This window comes from Legionella sp. W10-070 (assembly GCF_900640175.1).
Lineage (GTDB): Bacteria > Pseudomonadota > Gammaproteobacteria > Legionellales > Legionellaceae > Tatlockia.
In genome coordinates this window covers 40,718-61,560 of sequence record NZ_CAAAJC010000017.1, presented here as the reverse complement: position 1 = coordinate 61,560, position 20,843 = coordinate 40,718, and the positions used below count along the sequence as shown (strand labels likewise).

Genomic DNA, 20,843 nt, shown 5'->3' with positions numbered 1-20,843 from the left:
CAATCTTTCTTGGGCATCTTAATCTTCCTTTTGACCCTCAAATCAAAGGGTTAGTCTATACTAACTTGATTAAAGTGCCCCCTTAATTGGGGTAGAGCCATTTTCTATGAGTATATCGAGAGTATGAATTTATGCCCCATTTAATTTTTGAATGCAGCGATAGAATCGCTTCAAACATCAACTTTAATTCATTATTTAACCACTTACATCAATACCTGGCTGATAATTTACCCACACAAATTAACAGCTGCAAAAGTCGAGTCAGAATATACGACCACTATTTTATTGGTAATGCGTTCGAGAATAATTTATTCATGCATTTAACATTAAAAATTTTACCCGGCAGAACTCCTGAAATAAAAAACAGGGTGTGTGAATATATTCACCATTATCTTAAAGGTTTAATCAGGAATAGCGACCTTGAAAAAACGTCTATATCTATTGAGCTTCTTGAGTTGAGTGCTTTTTATTTTAAATAATTGCTAAATTTGAAGTCAATAACTTGGAGAAAGACTATTATGACATGCATTGAAGTAGACCCAACCTTATGGTAAATCATTTAATTGCACTTAAACTAAAATGGTATGGAAACAATTTAATGAAAACACTATATGAATATAGTGTTGCACTACTCATTTTTGGCAGCATTTTTATTTTCGGTGTTTTTAATCTCACATTAATTTCAAAGCCTATCACCCTTCTTTTGGGTAATAACCTTTCGTTTAAGTCAACCGGTCTATATTTATTTGTTTTAAATCTTATTTTTATTATCCTGTTTTCCTGCCAGAGAAAAATGGTATTTAGTCAGGAATTTGAGTCCTTTATTCAAACATTACCGGTGAGTAAAACGTTTGATCGTATTTCTTCTATTTTTGTCTTGTTTATCAGCAATAATTTTTTGTGGATTATTCTCCTGCTGGGTACATATACGGCTCTAATATCACAGCCTCCTTTAATGGTTATTTTTGAAACTGTTTATCTGATCTCCAGTCTATTGATTATGCAATTAAGCTTTTGTGAAAAAAACATCAGTAAATTTATTTTGGTATGCATCATTAATTTGATATTTGTATTAACAAAAAGTTATTTTTCAATACCATGGTTCAATGCAACAACGGCTCTGTTAATTTTTCTTGTTTCAGTGCTTGGTTTTATTGATATTAAAAATACAAATTTTGGTATTAAGAGATATAAAAAAGGTCAGATAATCTCTTTATTGACAGGCCCTGTTTTGTCAGTTCAGTGTGCTATGTTAAAAAATTACCGCAGCCTTTTACTCACAAGAATGGTTTTAAGTATTGCTTTCCAATTCCTGTCAGCAATTATTTTAATCCATACGAATGAAAACCCTAACTTGATATATATCATCATGATATTAAACTACATCACCATCTGCATTATGAGTTCATTTTCACGCTTACTGGCAATTGAAACAAAAAATATGGCTGCCTATTTTTTAAGCCTGCCCATTGAAAAACATTACTGGTTTAAAAAAAATCAGGTATTAAACTTAATTCTAACAAGTTTAATCTTGTTTCCATGCACAATTTTTGCTACATGGAGTTCTGATTTAAGCCTTTGGATGTTAGCGCATATAATATTTTCAATTACTATCATCAACGCAGTGACCTACTCTATCAATTTAAAACAATTACCTAATACAACGATCAGATTGTCTTTTGTCGTACTGGTCTTGTATATAGTTCAATTTTTCACGAGTTAAGCATCTATGTTAAACCTTATCAAGGTATCAAAAAAATTATCTGGAAAACAAATTATCAGTAACTTCTCTTGTGATGTTGAGCAAGGAATCTTACATATTTGTGGTGAAAATGGTTCAGGGAAATCAACTCTTTTGAATATGATGGCCGGCTCCCTTCCTCCAGATGAAGGCATTATCCGCTATTCAGGCGTTGATATTTTTAACAAAAAAAGTACCCCAATTAAAAATAGGATTGGTTATGTCCCTGCTCTCGCTCCTGTTTATCCGTTTTTGACTGGGACTGAGTTTTTGAAGTTTATTTGTCAGACTAAAAATGCAGAATGGCCTTCTGAATTGATTGAAACATTCAATCTCAAAGGACAGCTTAATACCACCTTTGCATCTATGTCTTATGGAACAAAGAAAAAATTTCTGTTTGTATCAGGAGCGCTTACCTCCCCTCAATACCTCTTGTTAGATGAGCCTATCAATGGGCTTGATCAGCATTCCATGAATGAAATGTACAAATTACTCACAAATCACCTTGAAAGAAAAAACGGAATCTGTGTTATTATTTCTCACGATATAAGCTGGATTAAAAATTGGCGGGAAAATTTCAGCTATCACATAATTAAATTATAATTCCAAGGTAGGAAGAAACCTAATGAATGAATGCTCATCAATTCCTAACACCCGAGAGCACAAAGCAAGCCTGAAAGGCTGAAACCCGGGTTTCACCCAGGCTACTTGCTATTGTTGATTCAGTTATTTCTTCTTTACCATTAAAATCAGAATTAGATGGTTGTAATGATTCTTTGTTTGAACTTTTTTATTTCGATTTTCCCATTAGATTCGCTTCTCGTTTAATAAAGGCAATCAGCTAAAAGCCGGGTTCTCATATGCTTATTAAACAAGCATTTTATAAAAATAAATTTCAGTTTAATTTAAAATTTGATAAAATGTTTAAATTTTAACATCATCTGCAAATGAAGAGATGGTTGATGATAGGCATACACTAATTTTAGGAGTAATTATGCCCTCATTTGCTCAAAAGAAAAGCAGGCTATGGCACAAGGTTGATTGGATTCCTGGTTATTTAATATATAAACATCCCAAAAAAAACACCTCGGCTCAAAAATTCATCTTAGGTGTCATATCGCAATTAAATAAGGCACACTCGACAAATGAAAAGCTGGATTTTCCTATCATTGAAACCATGAGGTTTACTCTTTTTAAGGAAGAGCATGCAGTCGAATTGCTTCGGCTATCTCCTAATATGAAAGAGTTTGATAAAGCAACCGGTACATTCCCTGAAAAAACTCAAGCAAAACTTGCCTGTGATCTAAATTCAAAAAAAATAATAGGAAATAACAGAATTGATAAGACTCTTACAGAAATTAGAAACTCTTCTTTGTATCAAGAAGAATATAAGAAGCTATTGACAAAATATAGCATGGAATCCTTATCTCTTAAAAAGAAAGCTCCCGCTACTTTTTCAACTCGATCCGGGCTTCAACCTTTTCGCTACTTTGGTAACACAATGAACTACATGGAAAATGTTGAAAAAATTTTAGCGGATTCCACAAGTTTTGCTCAAGCTGATACGGTAAGGGATGTGACTTGCGGTAGCTGTGTGCTTACATTTTATCTGGCGAGTAAATATCCAAATAAAAAATATATTGCCAGTGACATTAATGGTGAGTTAATCAATGCACTGAATTACCTTAAGCAAACGGATATGGCAGAAATTGAACGGGGATACACTAACTATCATAAAACAGTATTTGATTCACCGCCACAAGAACAAGAAAAAAAATATCAGGAATTGTTACAAAAATTCAATGAAAAAAGTCCTAAAGACTATTGCTTATTGATTTTTTTACAAAACAATGCGTATACCAATGTGATATTCAAGAGCGATGGCAACATCTCAGCTAATTTTAAACGTAACCCTGGCCGTCAAACAAAGCCATCATATCGAATTGAAAATATTAAAAAATGTAAGGACATCATGGCTAAAACTGAAATTGAGTTTAAGCAACTTGATATGCACATTGCAGTTGCTGAAGCGAGAAAGGGTGAGTTTTATTTTATGACGCCTCCACATGAATTTGATCGGGAGGGTTTGTATATAGAATATCTTAACAAGAATGAATTGGTAAATTCATTAAGACTTATGAACAAGAATGATATCCCCTATTTAATTACCTATGGGGATAATACCACTCAAGCGGCTAGCGATTTAAGAAAAGATGTTGCTACGGTACGGTTTTCCTATGTTGTTTTAGGGGGAATAGAAAAGAAACCAAAAAAATTATCTATTTATATTTCCCCAAACGTAATCACGGATTCGGAAAAATTAACGTCACTTGTAGCTCATTTTGCGAATCTTGCTAGCAAAACCTGGAAATCCGCGGAAAAAAATCTGGATGTGCTGAAGAACCAGGAAAAGAATCCCGAAATTGATACGAATATTCACAATGAGGAGTCCGCTCAACAATTAGCTAATGAAATTTTGATTGATGGTGGTTTCGATCCTTGCCCAACTTTCGGCATCACTTCTATACAAGCATCAAAAACTGAAAAACAAATGGAAGATTCTCCACATTCAGGTCATTCAACTATATCAACATTTATACCAATTGACGCGCTTGACTCAGATAATGGATCTGAAAAAAGAAATGAGCCAGCAAATTTATCGCTTTTTCAAGGGGTCTTTTCAGGGACTTTCTTTGGTAAACTGGTTGGGAAAGCAAAAAAGCAGAGACCGATCCGGTTAAAAAAAGAAAATTTGAGGAGGGTATATCCATTATTCAACTTGGCCTATCGATGGTTGACTCTGAAGATGATGATACCTCAACAAAAGAAAATACTGCTAAATACCGGAAAACGTGACATTAGCGGATTAAAATTTTTAGACATATAAAAAGCACAACTGAAAAAGGGGGAGCATCTACGCCATTTTAAGGTTTGGCTTCACTCAGGATTGACAGTTCGATTTTTTTTGGAATGTAGTGACATATGACTATCTCGATTAGTTTTGAACCTCAAAATAAAATAAAACATCTTGTTATTCAATCTAATAATTTAACTTTGTATTTCAAGGATTATGATACTTTGTTAATTGTAATGGATTTTGCCTCGGAGATCGGTAACGATGAAAACAACCCATTTACTTATGTTATGAGTCATTCCGATAAGGATACCGAGAAGGAACTTTATCACCAAGGCATTGATCCTCTTTATTCAGACGAAGGTCATTACCATTTTGAAAAAAAAGACAGGAAACCATTATCTGAGGAGAAAATATCTTTTTTTTTCAATCTTCTTTTAAAGTCTTCGTTATTAGAAGAAAAAGAAGTTACATTTGCTATGAAGGAATACAAAAAACAAAGTCATCCCTCACCCAAATCATTTTCCATGTCTAACCAGATAATGCTTTTTTGTACAAAAGAAGATTGTTATCAGGACAAGTTTAATAAAGACAAACCTTTCAGGATGAGTACTTAACTAACCGCTGGTGCGAAATAAAAATAGGCTCCTACCCTTACATCTACCAATGGTGCGTCGCCATTCTCTGAATGTTTTTGTATCAATACTTTGTATAGTCATATTCCCCCAACTCTAATACTGAATCTCAGCCATGACCGTAGACTACTACCCTATCCTTACCCGCCCGTTTTGCCTCATAAAGTGCGTGGTCTGCAGCCTTTATTATGTCATCAATAGTTGCACCATGTTTGGGGGCCTCTGCTACGCCGATTGAAATAGTAATGTTGGGTAATAGGTTGCCCTTAAAATAAATCGGGGTATTTTTTAGCTTTTCACGAAACCCGTCCATTATCTTCAAGGCGTTATTTAATGTGGTACTCAGGAGTACAACTACAAATTCTTCACCGCCAAAGCGAAAAGAAATATCATTATCACGAAAGCTCTTTTTTAATAATTGCCCTATCAACTTAAGAACCTCATCACCAGCCAAATGACTGTAAATATCATTAAATTTCTTAAAGTTATCGATATCCAGCATGGCAACGCATAATGTATTTTTTTCCCGGGCAATTCGGATTAATTCTCGCGACAAGATATCATTTAAATAACGTCGATTATATAAGTTCGTTAATGGATCGTGTAATGATAGCTCACTCAATGAAACACGTAGATTAATGTTGGCAATGGCCAGTTTTACAATATTGCCAAATGAATTGGCCATATCTTGTTGATGTTGTGTTAATTTCTTTCCATTAAGCGCTAACAGGTGGATAACACCAATTAAGTCATTTTGCACCATCAGAGGTAATGCCATATATCCTCCTTGGGGAGGACTAAGATAGTGGGCACAAGGTACAGATTTATGCGGGTTATCAACCACATGAACATTGGCTTCCCGAATCGGAAAACAGTCTATAGGAAAAAATATCTTTGGCAAAAACTGTACTTTTCCCCACTGAACTACAGTCTCCATTTGATTAACCGCTTTATTATAGACTGACAAACCACCGTTTAGGTCAGGAAATAAGTCTTGAGCAATTAGATTTATCCGTGGATAAGCTTCCTCTGCAGTAATGCAAATTTGCAGTGAACGATTTAATTTATTTAATAAACTCTCATCATGCTCCAGTAACTTTAATTCATTTAAAGTTTCTATTGTTTTCTCATTAAGTTGCCGCATTTTTTCTTCACTCTGAACACGATCACTGACATCTTTCATTTGCGTAATAAAATTAACCGGTGACCCCTGTTCATCTCGAATGAGGGTTGAGCTTTCCATCGCCCAGATAATGCTTTCATCTTTTCGGATATAGCGTTTCTCCATATGTGAAATACGCAACTCGCCCCTAATGAGTTTATTCATTGCATCTTGCGTCATAGGCACATCATCAGAATGAGTAATTTCAAGCATATTTTTATTGCTTAATTCTTCAGTGCTATAACCCAATATATCTTGTAACGTATGATTAGCGTGGATGTATTTTCCTTCAGGTGAAACAATAGCCATACCAATCGGTGCATTTTCTATGGTATTGCGAAAATTTTCTTCACTACGCCTTAAATCCGATAATAGATTTGAACTATATACTTCCAGGTAAATTGATTTCATTAGAAATTTATTTACTGATGCAGTGGTATATACCACTACAGAACTATAAAGTATTGTCGCCAGAAACAGGATAAGTGATAAAGGCGGTACAAAGGATGTTGATAAAAAAAGCAAGAGTATCCAAATTGGGATCATGAAAACAAGATAAGCTATATGGATAGTTAGCAGTTTAGCCGCCGGCGCTCCAAGCAGACCAATCAGATATACAAAAATAGCCATACGATGAAGAGGGTCGTCTACATAAAGAAATAGTAGTCCTCCTAAAGCCCACAAAATACCCGATTGCAGATTATTAAATATGAAATACTTTTTCCAGAAAGCAAGATGACATAAATTCCCTTGTTTTTTTTGACGATAATAATTAAATAAAAATACCCCTCTTAGCAGATGATTAAAAACAAGCATCACCAAAAACCACGCTATTGCCATGCGTTTATTACTAATTTGTTGCCAGAGAATTGCAACAAATAAGATAGTTGCAAAAAAATCAGCAATAACTATCATATAAAAATTTTTATATGACTCGGCTATAAGCTTCTCTTCTATTTGAGGGCTACTAACGCCGGGGAATTCCATTAAAAAATTATCCTTATGACGTTCTTTCAACTATTAAGAATATAATAGTATCAAACAGGTCATATTGCGAAAGCAGACATAGCCTAACTGGATTTTTCTATTGATTAATTATCAGTTCAAAAATCCAGTAAATTTCAGTGGTGCCATTTCATAGCGGATGACTTTTCAATGCATTTATTCAGAAAATCATTCCATTGTTCTTCGTAAAGCGAAGCATTCTAACTATTTCCCAGGCAACGTCCCTGAAGTTTTTTTAAAGAGGCAATTCAATCTCAAGATTATTAATAGCTTCAAATGCAACCACAATCTCATGTTCTGGAGTGTCATATCCAATTGTACGTTTTGGCATTTTCTCTCTTGACTGATAAATTTAAGTCATACAAATAAACGAACAATTTATCAATTTTCCACAATGATTTTTTGGCCAAATTCAAAACATTGTGAAGAAAAAATAGATGTATTATAATCCTAATTCGATTTGAGTTTAATTTACTCAAAATTGAAATTAAACGAACTCGATAGGAATTTTATTATGCTTCAAAAATTGGCACTCTCGGTTGTTGGAGGGGCTGCTTCTGCTTTTCTTACACTTCTTTCTCCAGAAGTGCTAATGAATATCGATTTTAATGGTGAACATGATCCAGATGAATCTACAACCACTATAGCAAGTGTGGCATTTTTTCTGGGTTTTTTAGTCACACTGTCTAAGTTACATGAGGAATCATCTGGCCAGGAAAATTTAAAATCCGATTTAAACTTCGATGGTTTCCCTTATGCTAAAGAAGTATTTAGTCCTTATACATTAACCAAGAAAGAAAAAAATCGAGCAGACAAAGTAAGTCGACAAGAACAAGAAAATAGGCTGGATTTACCTCATTGGGCATCTGATCCCATCTCTTTTTCTCTCCTTATTCGTCCTTATCTGACAGTGACAACAGATCCTCATGGCAGTCAAACTTATGAGAGGCAATCAATCATTCAGATAAAAACACTTTGTGGTGGAATTTGTCCGTTTTCACGGAAAGAAATAACAGGCGGCATATTAAACGAGCCATTGCAGAAAGCTATAGAAGACTGGTTGCAGAGAAAGAAAACCAGGCTCTCTTTTTACTCCCCAACGAAGGACATTCCCAAGTGGGCAAAATGTGAGGAGACTGGGGAATTAATGAAGGCTCCCTGCCTTGCTTTAATCGAAGGTAAAATTAAATCAGTTGATCTATCAGTTGCTAAAACGTTGAATTGTCCTTATCTGGTTAATCGCTCTCTGCGTGAGGCAATTGAAGAATTAGAGAACAGACAACAAATAACAAGGGTAGAAATCGCTGACAATGAAAATGGCCCCGCTGCGAGAATCTTACCTACAGGTTAAATGTAAGCAGACCTCATTAAATATCCACAACTTTTTTCATCCTGCCTGCAGCCCATCTTTGAATGTTGCCTGCTTAGCAAGGGATGACCAAGGGGCTACTATTTTAAAAGTCAGTCCTCACATGGAATAACGCTGTAAGCTATCATCCCTTTCATGGGTAAACAATTTGTCTACAAAAACCATGGCTGCCTTACGCTTTAGCGATTGAAACGCTGTTTTTGTATCAATCGCCCAATAAGATAGCATCCTCATTGCTTGACGCGGAAATTCTTCTGAATGAGCGCTTGCCAGATGATGGTATAACAGGATTTCATCTTCAAGAGACCCAATTTCCTCCGGGCTGCCAAAAAACTCCCCGTGAGGTATGATAGTCATGCCATATCTATAAAAAGCAATCAAACCATCGAGTTTGGTTAGATTACCACCAAAAATGTCTGATTTCCAAACAGATAGCTTACTTTCCAAAATCGTTCTAAACACCGCCCCCTCTTCAGGCAATCTAACTATCGGTATTTCATCATCATCCCTATCCAGTACGATTTTCACTGAGTTGGCAATTTCGTCTAATAATTCTTCTTGTTGTTTGATCCAATTAGGACGTCCTCGTCTTTTATAGGGTATTTTCTCAGCAATATAATTCAGGATAAATGGATTAATTAATGTACCTCCAGAGACAAAGCAGGCTGAATTACTTCTTAACCTATCAAAAAACCTGGAAGAAGATAGCAATACCCCATCCTGAGAATTGATCGTAATTGAAACTTTAGCCCTTAGAAAAAAAGACTGTATCAATTTTTTCGCCTGCTCTATATCGTAGTGGCAAAAAATTAATGATAAGTCTTGATGTCTTTGCGTTATTTGGTCGAGAGTTTGAATAAGCTCTTCTGTAACAGGTACAAACGATAAATCGATGTTGCTGTCATCTCGTAGGGAAGCTTCAGCCATTTTAAGGACTATATCAGCCTCCGGACAAAGTGATAAATCGAGGCAATTTGCCTTATCCAGCTTGGCAAGCCTTCTGGATAAAGACTCTTTTTTCGATATGAGCTGACAGCAAAAAAAATTATGCACACTCATTTCAGAGTTTAAAGACAACGCTTTATATCCGATTTGTTTAAGCATCCCTCGAGTAATTAATGGTTCACCTACACCCCCGCCAATTAAATAATCAACTGACTTGGCAGCAGCCTGCATCAAGACATTACCAGCCTGAAAGCCATTATCAAGAACCAGGCGAGTTAATGTTCCTGAAAGAGTTAGTACGATAGGCCACTCTGGATTTAGATAGCCACCCAGAAAAGCGCCTTGAATAATATGCTGAATTTTCAGCATATCTCCTTGGAGAAATACACAGGCCCCCTGATACTCATGCAAACAAGCTTGAATATTTTTACTATTAAAATCAAAACCAAGGAAGTTGCAACCCTTATTTAATTTAGCCCCTAAGCGGCTCTCTATTTTCTTTAAAAGCTGACCATCCCCACAGCCGGCATCAATTATATTCAATCCTTCAAAATGATTTTCATCAATAAGAATTTCTATGCTGTTGATAATTTTTTCATGAAGTTTAGTATAGTAGAGGAAAGGATCAGCACTCTGTTGTGAATAATGATGCCTCATGGAATAGAAACCCCAGGGCAGAGATTGTGATGTCATTCGAACGAATGGCTGAATATTATTTGAGCAATGACGTATAAAGCAATTGTGCAGCTGATTTAATTTATCCGGGCATACTGTCCGAACCATTTTATTGCCATCCGCAAAATTAATACAGCAGGCAGCGTTAAATGATTGATTTTTGGATGGTTGCAAGAGTAATCGCAATTTTATCACTTGCTTATTATCAACTAAAAAAGAAGTCTGCTCAGGGTCTATCTTGACGTCGTAGTAAAGAAAATTATCCGGGAAAGGATAAAGAAAAACATCGGTTCTAGCATCATTAATGAGACTGCTATTAATTAATCGTATCAACTCCTCCATAAATAATACCTTTTTATCTCAATTTGACTACAAATAATACAACAAAAAGATTAAGAGAACTTTAATTTTTAAGGGAAGGAACGACTCTGTGGATTAACTCCCCTGAGCCTGCGAAGGATATCCCGATTTACTATATTGATGAACTTGATTGAGTAATGACCTAAGATATACCAAACAGAACTTTAACAGGTTTCTACTGTAACCTCTAAAAGGTAACCTGATAACTCCGCTACTTTTAGCATGGCTTTTCTCAGCTCCATGATATGACCGGATTTACCAGGGTATGGGAAAAAGAACGCCTGCAATACTAACTTTTGTATTTTCTTTGAGATCGTTGCTTTGCCCCAAAAGCAGATCGCTTTTGCGGCTGATGATTCTTTTTATCCCTTGCTACCGCACCAGTCGGCAAGGAATGCTGCGGTTCAAAATCATCTATTTCAATACGCTCAAGTTTTCTTTGTATCAGTTTTTCAATAGATTGTAATTGAGACACTTCATCAGCACTAACCAAAGATACGGCAAGTCCTGATGCGCCTGCCCGTGCAGTTCTCCCGATACGATGAACATAATCTTCAGCCACCTGGGGCAAGTCAAAATTAACCACACAAGGCAGTTTTTCAATATCAAGACCACGAGCAGCGATGTCGGTTGCTACCAACACATGCAATTTACCTGTCTTGAATTCTGCCAGTGTTTTGGTTCGCTGTGACTGGCTTTTATTACCGTGAATGGCAGCAGAATGAATCTGGGCTTCCGCCAATTGCTTAACCAGCTTGTTTGCACCATGTTTTGTTCGTGAAAATACCAGGGTTTGGCTCCATTTATTTTTATGTATCAAATGGCTGAGAAGGGCTGGTTTGCGGTTTTTATCCACAGGATGAATATATTGGGTAACTGCAACGGCAGAAGTATTACGAGGAGCTACATCCACTTCCAAAGGTTGGTTTAAAATACCTTTGGCAAGTTGCCGAATTTCACTGGAAAAAGTGGCGGAAAACATTAAGTTTTGACGGGTTGCGGGTAATAAACGGATAATACGTTTAATATCATGAATAAAACCCATGTCCAGCATCCGATCTGCTTCATCGAGTACCAGCGTTTGAACTGCATCGAATTTAAATGCCTGTTGCTGATGTAAATCCATAAGTCGCCCCGGCGTTGCCACCAATATCTCGACACCAGCAGCGAGCTGTCTGATTTGCGGATTAATTTTTATTCCGCCAAAAACGACAGTCGAACGTATTTTTAAATGGCGGCTGTATTCAATGATATTTTCATGTACCTGGACAGCCAACTCACGAGTGGGGGTTAAAATCAAAGCTTTGATGTGATGGGCCCTGGCGGGAGGTGCTTTGCTTAACTGTTGCAAAACAGGCAACACAAAACTGGCTGTTTTCCCTGTTCCGGTTTGTGCTGAGGCAAGTAAATCTTTACCGTTCAGGATAATTGGGATGGACTTGGCCTGAATGGGGGTTAACTCACTATAACCCAATTCGGTAACTGCGCGAACCAAAGGTTCAATAAGCCCCAATGCTTTAAAATTCATGATGTTTCCTTAATAGGCTTATCCCTGGACTGAGCATTGGAATGAACCTGTGTTGATATATTTTGAGTTTAATTTTTTGAAACCCAAATGACTTAATATTGGGCAATTATACCATGAGTAGGAAAAATTTGCTGAATTATGTTTTACATTCGGGTTTGAGCCAGGAAATCAGCTAATGAAGAGTCATCCTGTCTTGTTCCAACGATGATTGCATCAAAATTTTTCACCGCATCTTCCTGTCTGTGCAGTTATCTTTATCGAAGCGAAAATTAATATCAATTTGCAGCCGATAAAAGATAACTGCCCAAAACCTAGCCCGCTTAAAGATAGCAGGGATATGATCATTGGAAAAATGTAAAACGGTACGCAACCCATTTGCATCATTCTGGATATCTATCTATGCTTGCTTTTAGGGAAGGAGGCAAATTTTGAATGCGCAGCAATGGCTTGCACGACTGATTGGATTTGATACAACCTCAAGAAACTCTAATCTGGAACTGATAGAGGATCTGCGGTTATGGCTAAAGAAAAACCAGATTGACTCTTATGTTATATCTGATACGGCGGAGCCTAAAGCGAATTTATTAGCTACTTTACCCGCGAAAAACGGCAATACAGATGGTGGGATTATTTTATCAGCACATACCGATGTAGTCCCTGTCGATGGACAATGGTGGGATAGTGATCCATTCATTGCATTTGAACAAGATGGACGGATTTATGGCCGCGGAGCAGCCGACATGAAAGGGTTTATTGCTGTCCTGCTTGCCCTTATCCCTAAGTTCAAACAACTGGAATTACTAAAACCCCTTCATTTTGCGTTTTCCTTTGATGAAGAAGTCGGTTGTCTTGGCCTGCCTCTTTTACTGGCGCAATTGCAACAAATGAAGATTCGGCCAGAAGCTTGCCTGGTTGGGGAACCCACTAATATGCGACCTATTGTGGGCTATAAGGGAAGACAAGTCTATCATTGCCAGATTAAGGGCTTTGCAACCCACTCTTCTCTAACCAATCGAAGCTGTAATGCCATTGAATACGCGAGTCAACTGATTAGTTACATCAGTGGAATCGCCAAACATCTTAAGGAAAAAGGGCCTTTTGATTATGATTTTGATGTTCCCTTTACCACTATTTCTATCAATATTATTAGTGGCGGCAATGCACCTAATGTGACCCCTGGATCTTGTGAGTTTATTTTTGACGTGCGCTATCTACCAGGATTTCCAACCGAAAATTTTAGCAGTCAGATAGAAAATTATATTAAGAAAAGGCTTCTACCCAAGATGCAAGCCCAATATTCCGAAGCCGCTATTTACATGAATTTAATCTCAAATTCGCCCGGTTTTAGTGTTTCGGAAGATGCCACAATTACCCAGTTGATGCGTACAATAACCGCTGTGAAGGAGAGATTAAAGGTATCCTATTCTACGGAGGCTGCCCTGTTTCAGAATGCCCGGATTCCTACAGTAATTTGCGGTCCAGGCTCCATTGAACAAGCTCACGGCGCCAATGAATTTGTAACGGTTGAGCAACTTAAACTCTGTGAAAAAGTTATCAGCAATCTAGTTTATCTTTTCTGCCAGAAATAAATCATTATTATTGAAAGATAATTAATTTCCTTCAAAAGAAAATTTCATTGCAGGATAAAGGAATATGCCACTCTAAAATTTATTTGTTTTTAATACGGTAAAATTGGCTTGGCATATCTTTATAGTAACCATCTTTGTAATAGGTCATACCGCATTTTTCCATGACCCTAAAAGATGCTGTATTGTCCTTATCGGCGTAGGCGATAATTTCATCTGCATCTATGTGGTTCTTGGCCCACTGAAGCAACGCCTGCAATACCTCTGTTGCATAACCCTTATCCCAAAATGCCTTATGCAAAAGGTAGCCTACCTTAATCTCTCCAGTATCCAGTTGATCAAAATGAGCACGGCCAACAAATTTTTCTGACTTTAGCTCAAAAATAATAAAACAGGGTAACTCCTTGTGGTCGCAGTCTGATAAGCATTTATCAATCAGGGCAATAATTTCTTCACGGGTCAATGTTCCTGAAGGGAAAAATTCTTTCACCTCCGGATCACTGTCTAAAGCTTCCAGATAATGAGAGTCTTCCTGTTTAATAAAGCGCAGACCAAGACGCTTTGTCTTAATCAGGTATTTCTTCATAATTAATATTTCCTTATATTTATAAAAAAGCCCTGGCGATCGTTAGGATGCCGAGTACTATAATCAAAATGCCTGCCAGTAACATGATAATTCGTGAATGAATATATCGGACAATAATGGCTGCAAAAGGTGCCGCAATAGCGCCACCAACAATTAATCCCAGAATAATGAACCAGTGAGAAATGCCTATTGTCAAAAAAAACGTGGCCGCTGCACTGATGGTTACTAAAAACTCCGTTAAATTGACAGAACCAATCGTATAGTGAGGAACCGTTCCCTGTGCGAGCAAGGTAGAATTTACAATGGGTCCCCAACCCCCACCGCCTGTCGCATCGAAAAAGCCCCCCGCGAATCCAAGAGGAATTAAACCACGCGCCTCTTCGGATGGTAACTTATGCTGCCCCATTCTTTCTTCAATAAAATGTTTAAGAACCTCTAATAATCGCCCTCCCCGAAAGGCTTTATATAAAATCAGTCCCCCCATGCTCATCAAATAGACAGCAATTAAAGGCCTTGCTATATGCACTGGAATTTTTGTTAACGCATAAGCACCTATAATACTGCCAATAATTCCAGGAATTGCCAAACGTCGGAATAAGGCATAATCAACATTTCTAAACATAGCATGCGCAAACCCTGAAATACCCGTAGTTGCAATTTCTGCCGTATGGACGGATGCGCTGGCAACCATTGGCGGGATTCCCAAACTGACAAGCACACCGGTACTTATCACACCATAAGCCATACCTAATGCACCATCTACGATCTGCGCAACAAATCCGACCAGCACAAACAAGAGAAATTGACTCATTATACTCATTCCTTAAACATCAATCGTATTTCCAACCCGATGAACAAGTGCCCAAACCAGGCGTTTTCTTAGCATTATGACAACTTACCATAGCGGTTTAATACATAAAATCCCATATTCCTGGCAATCTCTTCTTCTGCAAAAAAAACTTTCCCCACGATATCCTTTTGCAATAATTGCGCCTCATCTTCATTGTGTGTACGTATTACTGTCTCTATTCCCGGATTAAGAGTAGATGCACATTTAATCATCTGTCGGACATATACAGGGTCTGAGATAACAATAAGGAGCATGCTTGCTCGGGCAATATGAGCCTGAATAAGCACTGAAGGATCGGCAGCATTCCCATAAACCGCAGGAGTACCCGATATCCGCAAGCGCTCAACTAACTCGCGATTCTCATCAACGACAACATAAGGGATTGTTTCCTCAGAAAGCAGACTGGCAATGCGCTTACCTACTCGACCATAGCCGACTAAAATAACTTGCCCTGCAAGGTATTTTTCACTGGTTGTCATAGGCAGTTCAGCAAGCGGATCATCAGGGCGGTCAAACAGTCTTGCTAATTTAGTGCTGGCTCTTAACCACTGATGAATAGGATCTATTAGCTTGAATACCAAAGGATTAATTGCTATCGATATTAAGGCGCCAGCAACAATAAAGTTTCTTCCCTCTGTCGGAAACATGCCAAGTCGGATGGCAAGCTCCGCGAGAATAAATGAGAACTCCCCTATTTGCGCAAGGCTGGCTGAGACAATTAACGCTGAATGCAGGGGGTAGCGAAAAGCAAGTACCAGGACAAAGGCCGCGAGTGATTTACCAACCACGATGATACCTACTACGGTTAAAACCTGGAATGGTTGCTCGATTAAAACCGCCGGATTAAACAGCATACCCACTGAAACAAAAAATAATACGGCAAAGGCATGTCTAAATGGTAGAGACTCCTCTGCAGCACGGTGGCTAAATGCCGATTCACGCATGATCATACCAGCAAAAAAAGCACCCAGGGCAAAAGATACGCCGAACAACCGGGCAGCACCATAGGCAATACTGACTGCTGCAGCAATGACACATAAAGTAAACAGTTCCCGTGAACCAGTATGGGCAATATGCCAAAGCAACTTAGGGAACAGGCGTTGCCCTACCAGGAGCATCAATGCAATGAATGTGGAAATTTTAATGAAGGTAATAAGCAACACCAGCCAAAGAGGGCTATCTGCAGTCGCCGAGGTGCCGCCCAGCCAGTGAGAAAGCGGGGAAAGTAAAACAAGTACCACCACCATCGCCAAATCTTCAACCAGCAACCATCCTACCGCAATACGGCCATTAATTGATTCCAATGCTCCCCGTTCATCAAGCGCCCTAAGCAGTACAACCGTACTTGCAACGGACAAGGAAATACCAAAAATCAAAGCCCCACTATAATCCCATCCCCATGCAATCGCAGCACCCGAACCAAGAATTGTTGCCACAGCCATTTGTACTATTGCACCAGGGATGGAAATTTTGCGCACCTTAAGCAAATCTGCCAATGAAAAATGCAGGCCCACCCCAAACATCAATAACATAACACCAATCTCTGCAAGCTCGTGCGCAATCTCCGCATTCGCTACAAATCCTGGTGTATATGGGCCAATCATCACTCCGGCTAACAAATAACCGACCAAGGTCGGAAGTCTCAGATATACAGCAATAAAGCCCATGACTAAAGCCAATGCAAGCGCCATGGCAATCGTTGTAATTAATGGAAGCGCATGATGCATTTACTAGTTCCTTGTTTCTTCTCTTCAACTGGAAGCTATACTCAACGGTCGTATGCTATAAAAATTCATAGCCGTTGAAACCCCCTTCATTAAATGATAAAACCTGTTAATGTAACTATTCATTTGAATCAGGGAGAGACCATTATGAGATATTTTCACTTCCTGAGTAACTGGTACCCCTTCGTCGCGTGATTGGGTCACTTTAATTATTCGGGGCAACATGAAACAATATAACCAACAATATTTCTCACATGATAAGTCTATCAGTGATATTTGTAATCAACTAATCACTTCAAATAAGCAGGGACTAAGCTCATCAGAAGCAAGAAGCCGTCTTCTACGAGACGGATATAATTCATTTCCATCCGCCCCTCCCCGCTCGGTAATTATGCGATTCCTCTCCCAACTAAATAATATTTTAATTCTTATCTTATTGGCTGCAGCTATTATTACCTTATTTTTAGGGGAATTTATTGATTCATCAATTATTTTTGCTGTTGTTGTTATTAATACACTGATTGGCTTTATACAAGAGGGAAAAGCTGAAAAAGCAATTGCTGCCGTACGCGATATGCTATCAACCAATGCTACCGTATTGCGGGAAAACAAGCGAGTGACCATTCCTGCCAAGGAGCTGGTAGTAGGTGATCTGGTGCTTCTGCAGCCTGGCGATAAGGTACCTGCGGATCTCAGGCTCATTCACAGTAAAAACCTGACAATCAATGAAGCGATACTCACCGGTGAATCAAATGCTGTAGATAAAACAATCGATATCCTCGGCAGCGAAACACCACTGGCAGAACGAATCAATATGGCTTTTTCAGGAACATTGGTAACTTCCGGTAAGGGAGAAGGTATTGTTACTGCCACTGGCATTCATACCGAGATTGGCAAGATAAGCCAGCTTCTTGGTAAAGTTCAACCCATCATGACTCCTTTATTAAGGAAAATGGCTGTATTTTCATGGTGGCTCAGCGGATTTATTTTAATCACTGCGGGACTATTATTTTCCATTGGTTTTTTTCTGCATCAATTTTCGGCACAAGAAATGTTTATGGCAGCAGTAGGGATTATTGTTGCTGCAATTCCTGAAGGCTTGCCTGTTATCCTAACAGTCGCTTTGGCCATTGGCGTACAGCGCATGGCCAAACGCTATGCTATTATCCGCAAGCTCCCTGCGGTTGAAACATTAGGTTCTGTATCGATTATTTGCTCGGATAAAACTGGCACATTAACCCGTAATGAGATGTCCGTACAAAAAGTTTATCTGCCAATGAGCAATTTGGAGGTGAGCGGCGTTGGCTATAGCGCGACAGGTGAGTTCTACAGGGATGACGAAAAGATAACAACACCAACCGCGGATCTTCTGACCTTATCTACCGCATGCGTCCTATGCAACGATGCCGAAATTAATTTTCAGGATGATGAGCCTCAACTACAAGGGGATCCTATGGAAGGTGCCCTGCTTTCCATGGCAGCAAAAGCAGGGGTTTACAGGCATCACCTCGAAGAACAATTCAAATTAATTGATACCATTCCTTTTGATGCGGAACATCGATTTATGGCCACCTTGCATCAACAGGACAAAGAAGCTTTTATCTACGTAAAGGGAGCTCCTGAAGTCATTTTAAATTACTGTTCATTTCAGCTTGAAAACCAGCAGAGTTATCCAATTGACCTGGAAGACTGGCATAAAAAAGTAAACCAGTTGGCACAACAGGGATTGCGCACCTTAGCCATTGCCTGTAAGCCTGTTTCAATGAACCAGGAAACAATAGCGTTTGCCGATGTTGAGTCAGGTTTGACGCTGATTGGTATTGTAGGAATTATTGATCCTCCCAGAGCTGAAGCAATTGAGGCGGTTAAAGAATGCCATGAAGCCAGCATCCGGGTTAAAATGATAACAGGCGATCATGCGATTACCGCATTGGCCATCGCTAATCAACTTGGGATAGGCAATGGCAAAGCGGTACTGACCGGCAAAGAGCTGCATGAATTTGATGATGAAACCTTTGCCAACGCTATCGAAACAGTTGACGTCTTTGCCCGCACCAGTCCTGAAGATAAATTAAGGCTGGTAAAGTCACTACAGGCAAAAGGTTATATAATCGCCATGACTGGTGACGGGGTCAATGATGCCCCTGCTTTAAAGCGTGCGGATATTGGCGTGGCAATGGGACATAAAGGGACTGAAGTTGCCAAAGAAGCCGCAGAAATGGTGATCACTGACGATAACTTTGCCTCTATCGTGGCAGCAGTTAAAGAAGGACGAACCGTATATGATAATTTAAAGAAAGCGATCTTATTCTTATTACCAATTAATGGAGGGGAAACCCTTAGCCTGGCCATGGCAATCATCCTTGGCTATACTCTGCCTATTACGCCAGTACAAATCCTTTGGGTGAATATGACCAGCTCGGTTGCCTTGGCTCTCGCACTGGCTTTTGAACCATCAGAGCCCCATATCATGAAAAGAGCCCCTACCCCTGCCCATGAACCGCTGTTGTCCAAATACCTTGTCTGGAGAATTGCATTTATTTCTATCTTATTTCTGGCAGGTGTTTTTGGCACCTTCAACTGGGCATTATGGATGGGCGAAAGCATTGAAACCGCTCGCACAATGACAGTTAATACCCTGGTATTACTGGAGGTTTTTTACCTGTTCAGTTCTCGCTATATTCACGGTCCTTCATTAACATGGCAAGGGGTTCAAGGAACAAAGCCTGTATTAATTGCAATAGGAATCGTTGCTTTCCTGCAACTTAATTTTACTTATTTACCGTTTTTGCAAACTATCTTTAAAACAGAATCACTGAGTTTTCTGGATAGTTTTTGGATAGCCGCAATCGGAATACTGGGCTTTATTATTGCAGAATTTGAAAAACTAACCACATTACTAATAAAACGACAAAGAGCATAAATTATTATAATTCAAGAGGTAATATGCAGAATATAAAAGATAAACTGGTTTTTATTACCGGTGCGTCCAGTGGTATTGGCGAAGCATGCGCTCGACTTTTTGCCCTCAATGGTGCCAAATTAATTTTATGCGCACGCAGGAAAGAGCGTATCGAAGCGCTCGCTGAGGAATTAACCAGTCTGTATAGTAACGAATGTTTGGCAATTCAATTGGATGTTCGCTCAGCCTCAGCAATACAAGCACTATTCACTAAGCTACCTGCCCAGTGGCAGGCAATTGATATACTGGTTAATAATGCAGGACTTGCTCTGTCCAGTGACCCTGTCCAGCAAGGGGCAATTGAAAATTGGGATACCATGATTGATACCAATATTAAAGGGTTGCTTTATATAAGCCGGAGTATTCTCCCTGGTATGCTTGAACGCCAACAAGGGCATATAATTAACATTGGCTCTATTGCAGGCCAGGAATGCTATCCTGCCGGAAATGTATATTGCGCAACCAAGCATGCCGTTCGGGCAATTAGCAAATCCATGCGGCTTGATCTGCTAGGTACTCCCATAAGGGTTACTGAAATTGCCCCTGGCGCGGTTGAAACCGAGTTTAGTGAGGTTCGCTGGGGAAACAAAAATAAGGCACAAGCATTTTATCAGGATTTTAATCCATTGATGGCTGCAGATATTGCTGATGCAGCCTATTATTGTGTTACCCGACCACCCCATGTAGACATTGCCGAGATGACAATCATGCCGACAGCACAGGCTTCAGCAAATCATATACATCGAGGCAAGTGAACAGTACCGTTGCTCTAATGAGTCTTATCGTCATTCTAACGTGCCGCGGACAAGCTGCACGGTGATCTCCTCCCTATAAATAGATCCTCTAGTTTGGCGTGGATCT

At 38.9% G+C, this 20,843-nt stretch carries 14 protein-coding genes; 8 read left to right on the top strand and 6 right to left on the bottom strand.

Annotated elements, in window-relative coordinates:
• Positions 1-598 precede the first annotated feature (598 nt).
• The 4 genes from E1O65_RS08675 (at position 599) to E1O65_RS08660 (ending at position 5,212) form a co-directional block, all read left to right on the top strand.
• Positions 599-1,723 (top strand): hypothetical protein, encoded by a 1,125-nt coding sequence (locus E1O65_RS08675; protein ID WP_133133213.1) that lies wholly within the window; start codon positions 599-601, stop codon positions 1,721-1,723.
• 6 nt (positions 1,724-1,729) lie between these two features.
• Positions 1,730-2,344 carry an ABC transporter ATP-binding protein gene (locus tag E1O65_RS08670; protein ID WP_133133212.1) on the top strand — a complete coding sequence of 205 codons (615 nt, stop codon included), beginning with the start codon at positions 1,730-1,732 and terminating at the stop codon, positions 2,342-2,344.
• A 391-nt stretch (positions 2,345-2,735) separates the two neighbouring features.
• On the top strand, positions 2,736-4,628 hold the full coding sequence (locus E1O65_RS08665) for a DNA adenine methylase (RefSeq protein WP_165474938.1): 1,893 nt from the start codon (positions 2,736-2,738) through the stop codon (positions 4,626-4,628).
• Between the two features lie 95 nt (positions 4,629-4,723).
• On the top strand, positions 4,724-5,212 hold the full coding sequence (locus E1O65_RS08660; RefSeq protein WP_133133210.1) for a hypothetical protein: 489 nt from the start codon (positions 4,724-4,726) through the stop codon (positions 5,210-5,212).
• A 127-nt stretch (positions 5,213-5,339) separates the two neighbouring features.
• Here the strand turns inward: E1O65_RS08660 and E1O65_RS08655 are convergent, their stop codons facing one another.
• Positions 5,340-7,379, bottom strand: a complete 2,040-nt coding sequence (locus E1O65_RS08655) for a diguanylate cyclase (protein WP_133133209.1) — start codon at positions 7,377-7,379, stop codon at positions 5,340-5,342.
• A 532-nt stretch (positions 7,380-7,911) separates the two neighbouring features.
• On the opposite strand from E1O65_RS08655, the gene E1O65_RS08650 reads away from it, so the two are divergent.
• Entirely contained in the window at positions 7,912-8,748 is an 837-nt protein-coding gene (locus tag E1O65_RS08650) for a hypothetical protein (RefSeq protein ID WP_133133208.1), read from the top strand.
• Between the two features lie 117 nt (positions 8,749-8,865).
• Here E1O65_RS08650 and E1O65_RS08645 read toward each other — a convergent pair whose 3' ends face one another.
• The gene (locus tag E1O65_RS08645) at positions 8,866-10,728 is read right to left on the bottom strand and encodes a class I SAM-dependent methyltransferase (protein ID WP_133133207.1); all 1,863 of its coding nucleotides are present in this window, start codon (positions 10,726-10,728) and stop codon (positions 8,866-8,868) included.
• A gap of 307 nt (positions 10,729-11,035) precedes the next feature.
• Positions 11,036-12,274, bottom strand: a complete 1,239-nt coding sequence (locus E1O65_RS08640) for a DEAD/DEAH box helicase (RefSeq protein ID WP_133133206.1) — start codon at positions 12,272-12,274, stop codon at positions 11,036-11,038.
• A 428-nt stretch (positions 12,275-12,702) separates the two neighbouring features.
• Between E1O65_RS08640 and argE the strand changes: the two genes are divergently transcribed.
• Positions 12,703-13,863, top strand: a complete 1,161-nt coding sequence (argE, locus tag E1O65_RS08635; protein ID WP_133133205.1) for an acetylornithine deacetylase — start codon at positions 12,703-12,705, stop codon at positions 13,861-13,863.
• Between the two features lie 79 nt (positions 13,864-13,942).
• Here argE and E1O65_RS08630 read toward each other — a convergent pair whose 3' ends face one another.
• From E1O65_RS08630 to E1O65_RS08620, 3 genes are all read right to left on the bottom strand, one after another.
• Positions 13,943-14,446, bottom strand: a complete 504-nt coding sequence (locus E1O65_RS08630; RefSeq protein WP_133133204.1) for a GNAT family N-acetyltransferase — start codon at positions 14,444-14,446, stop codon at positions 13,943-13,945.
• A 19-nt stretch (positions 14,447-14,465) separates the two neighbouring features.
• On the bottom strand, positions 14,466-15,257 hold the full coding sequence (locus E1O65_RS08625; protein WP_133133203.1) for a sulfite exporter TauE/SafE family protein: 792 nt from the start codon (positions 15,255-15,257) through the stop codon (positions 14,466-14,468).
• A gap of 74 nt (positions 15,258-15,331) precedes the next feature.
• Positions 15,332-17,023, bottom strand: coding sequence for a cation:proton antiporter (locus tag E1O65_RS08620; protein WP_133133202.1), 1,692 nt, complete (start codon positions 17,021-17,023; stop codon positions 15,332-15,334).
• Positions 17,024-17,243: 220 nt separating this feature from the next.
• Between E1O65_RS08620 and E1O65_RS08615 the strand changes: the two genes are divergently transcribed.
• Entirely contained in the window at positions 17,244-19,943 is a 2,700-nt protein-coding gene (locus E1O65_RS08615; RefSeq protein WP_133133201.1) for a cation-transporting P-type ATPase, read from the top strand.
• A 23-nt stretch (positions 19,944-19,966) separates the two neighbouring features.
• Positions 19,967-20,737: an SDR family NAD(P)-dependent oxidoreductase gene (locus tag E1O65_RS08610; RefSeq protein WP_133133200.1), complete on the top strand. Its 771-nt coding sequence runs from the start codon at positions 19,967-19,969 to the stop codon at positions 20,735-20,737.
• The last annotated feature ends 106 nt before the right edge of the window (positions 20,738-20,843 follow it).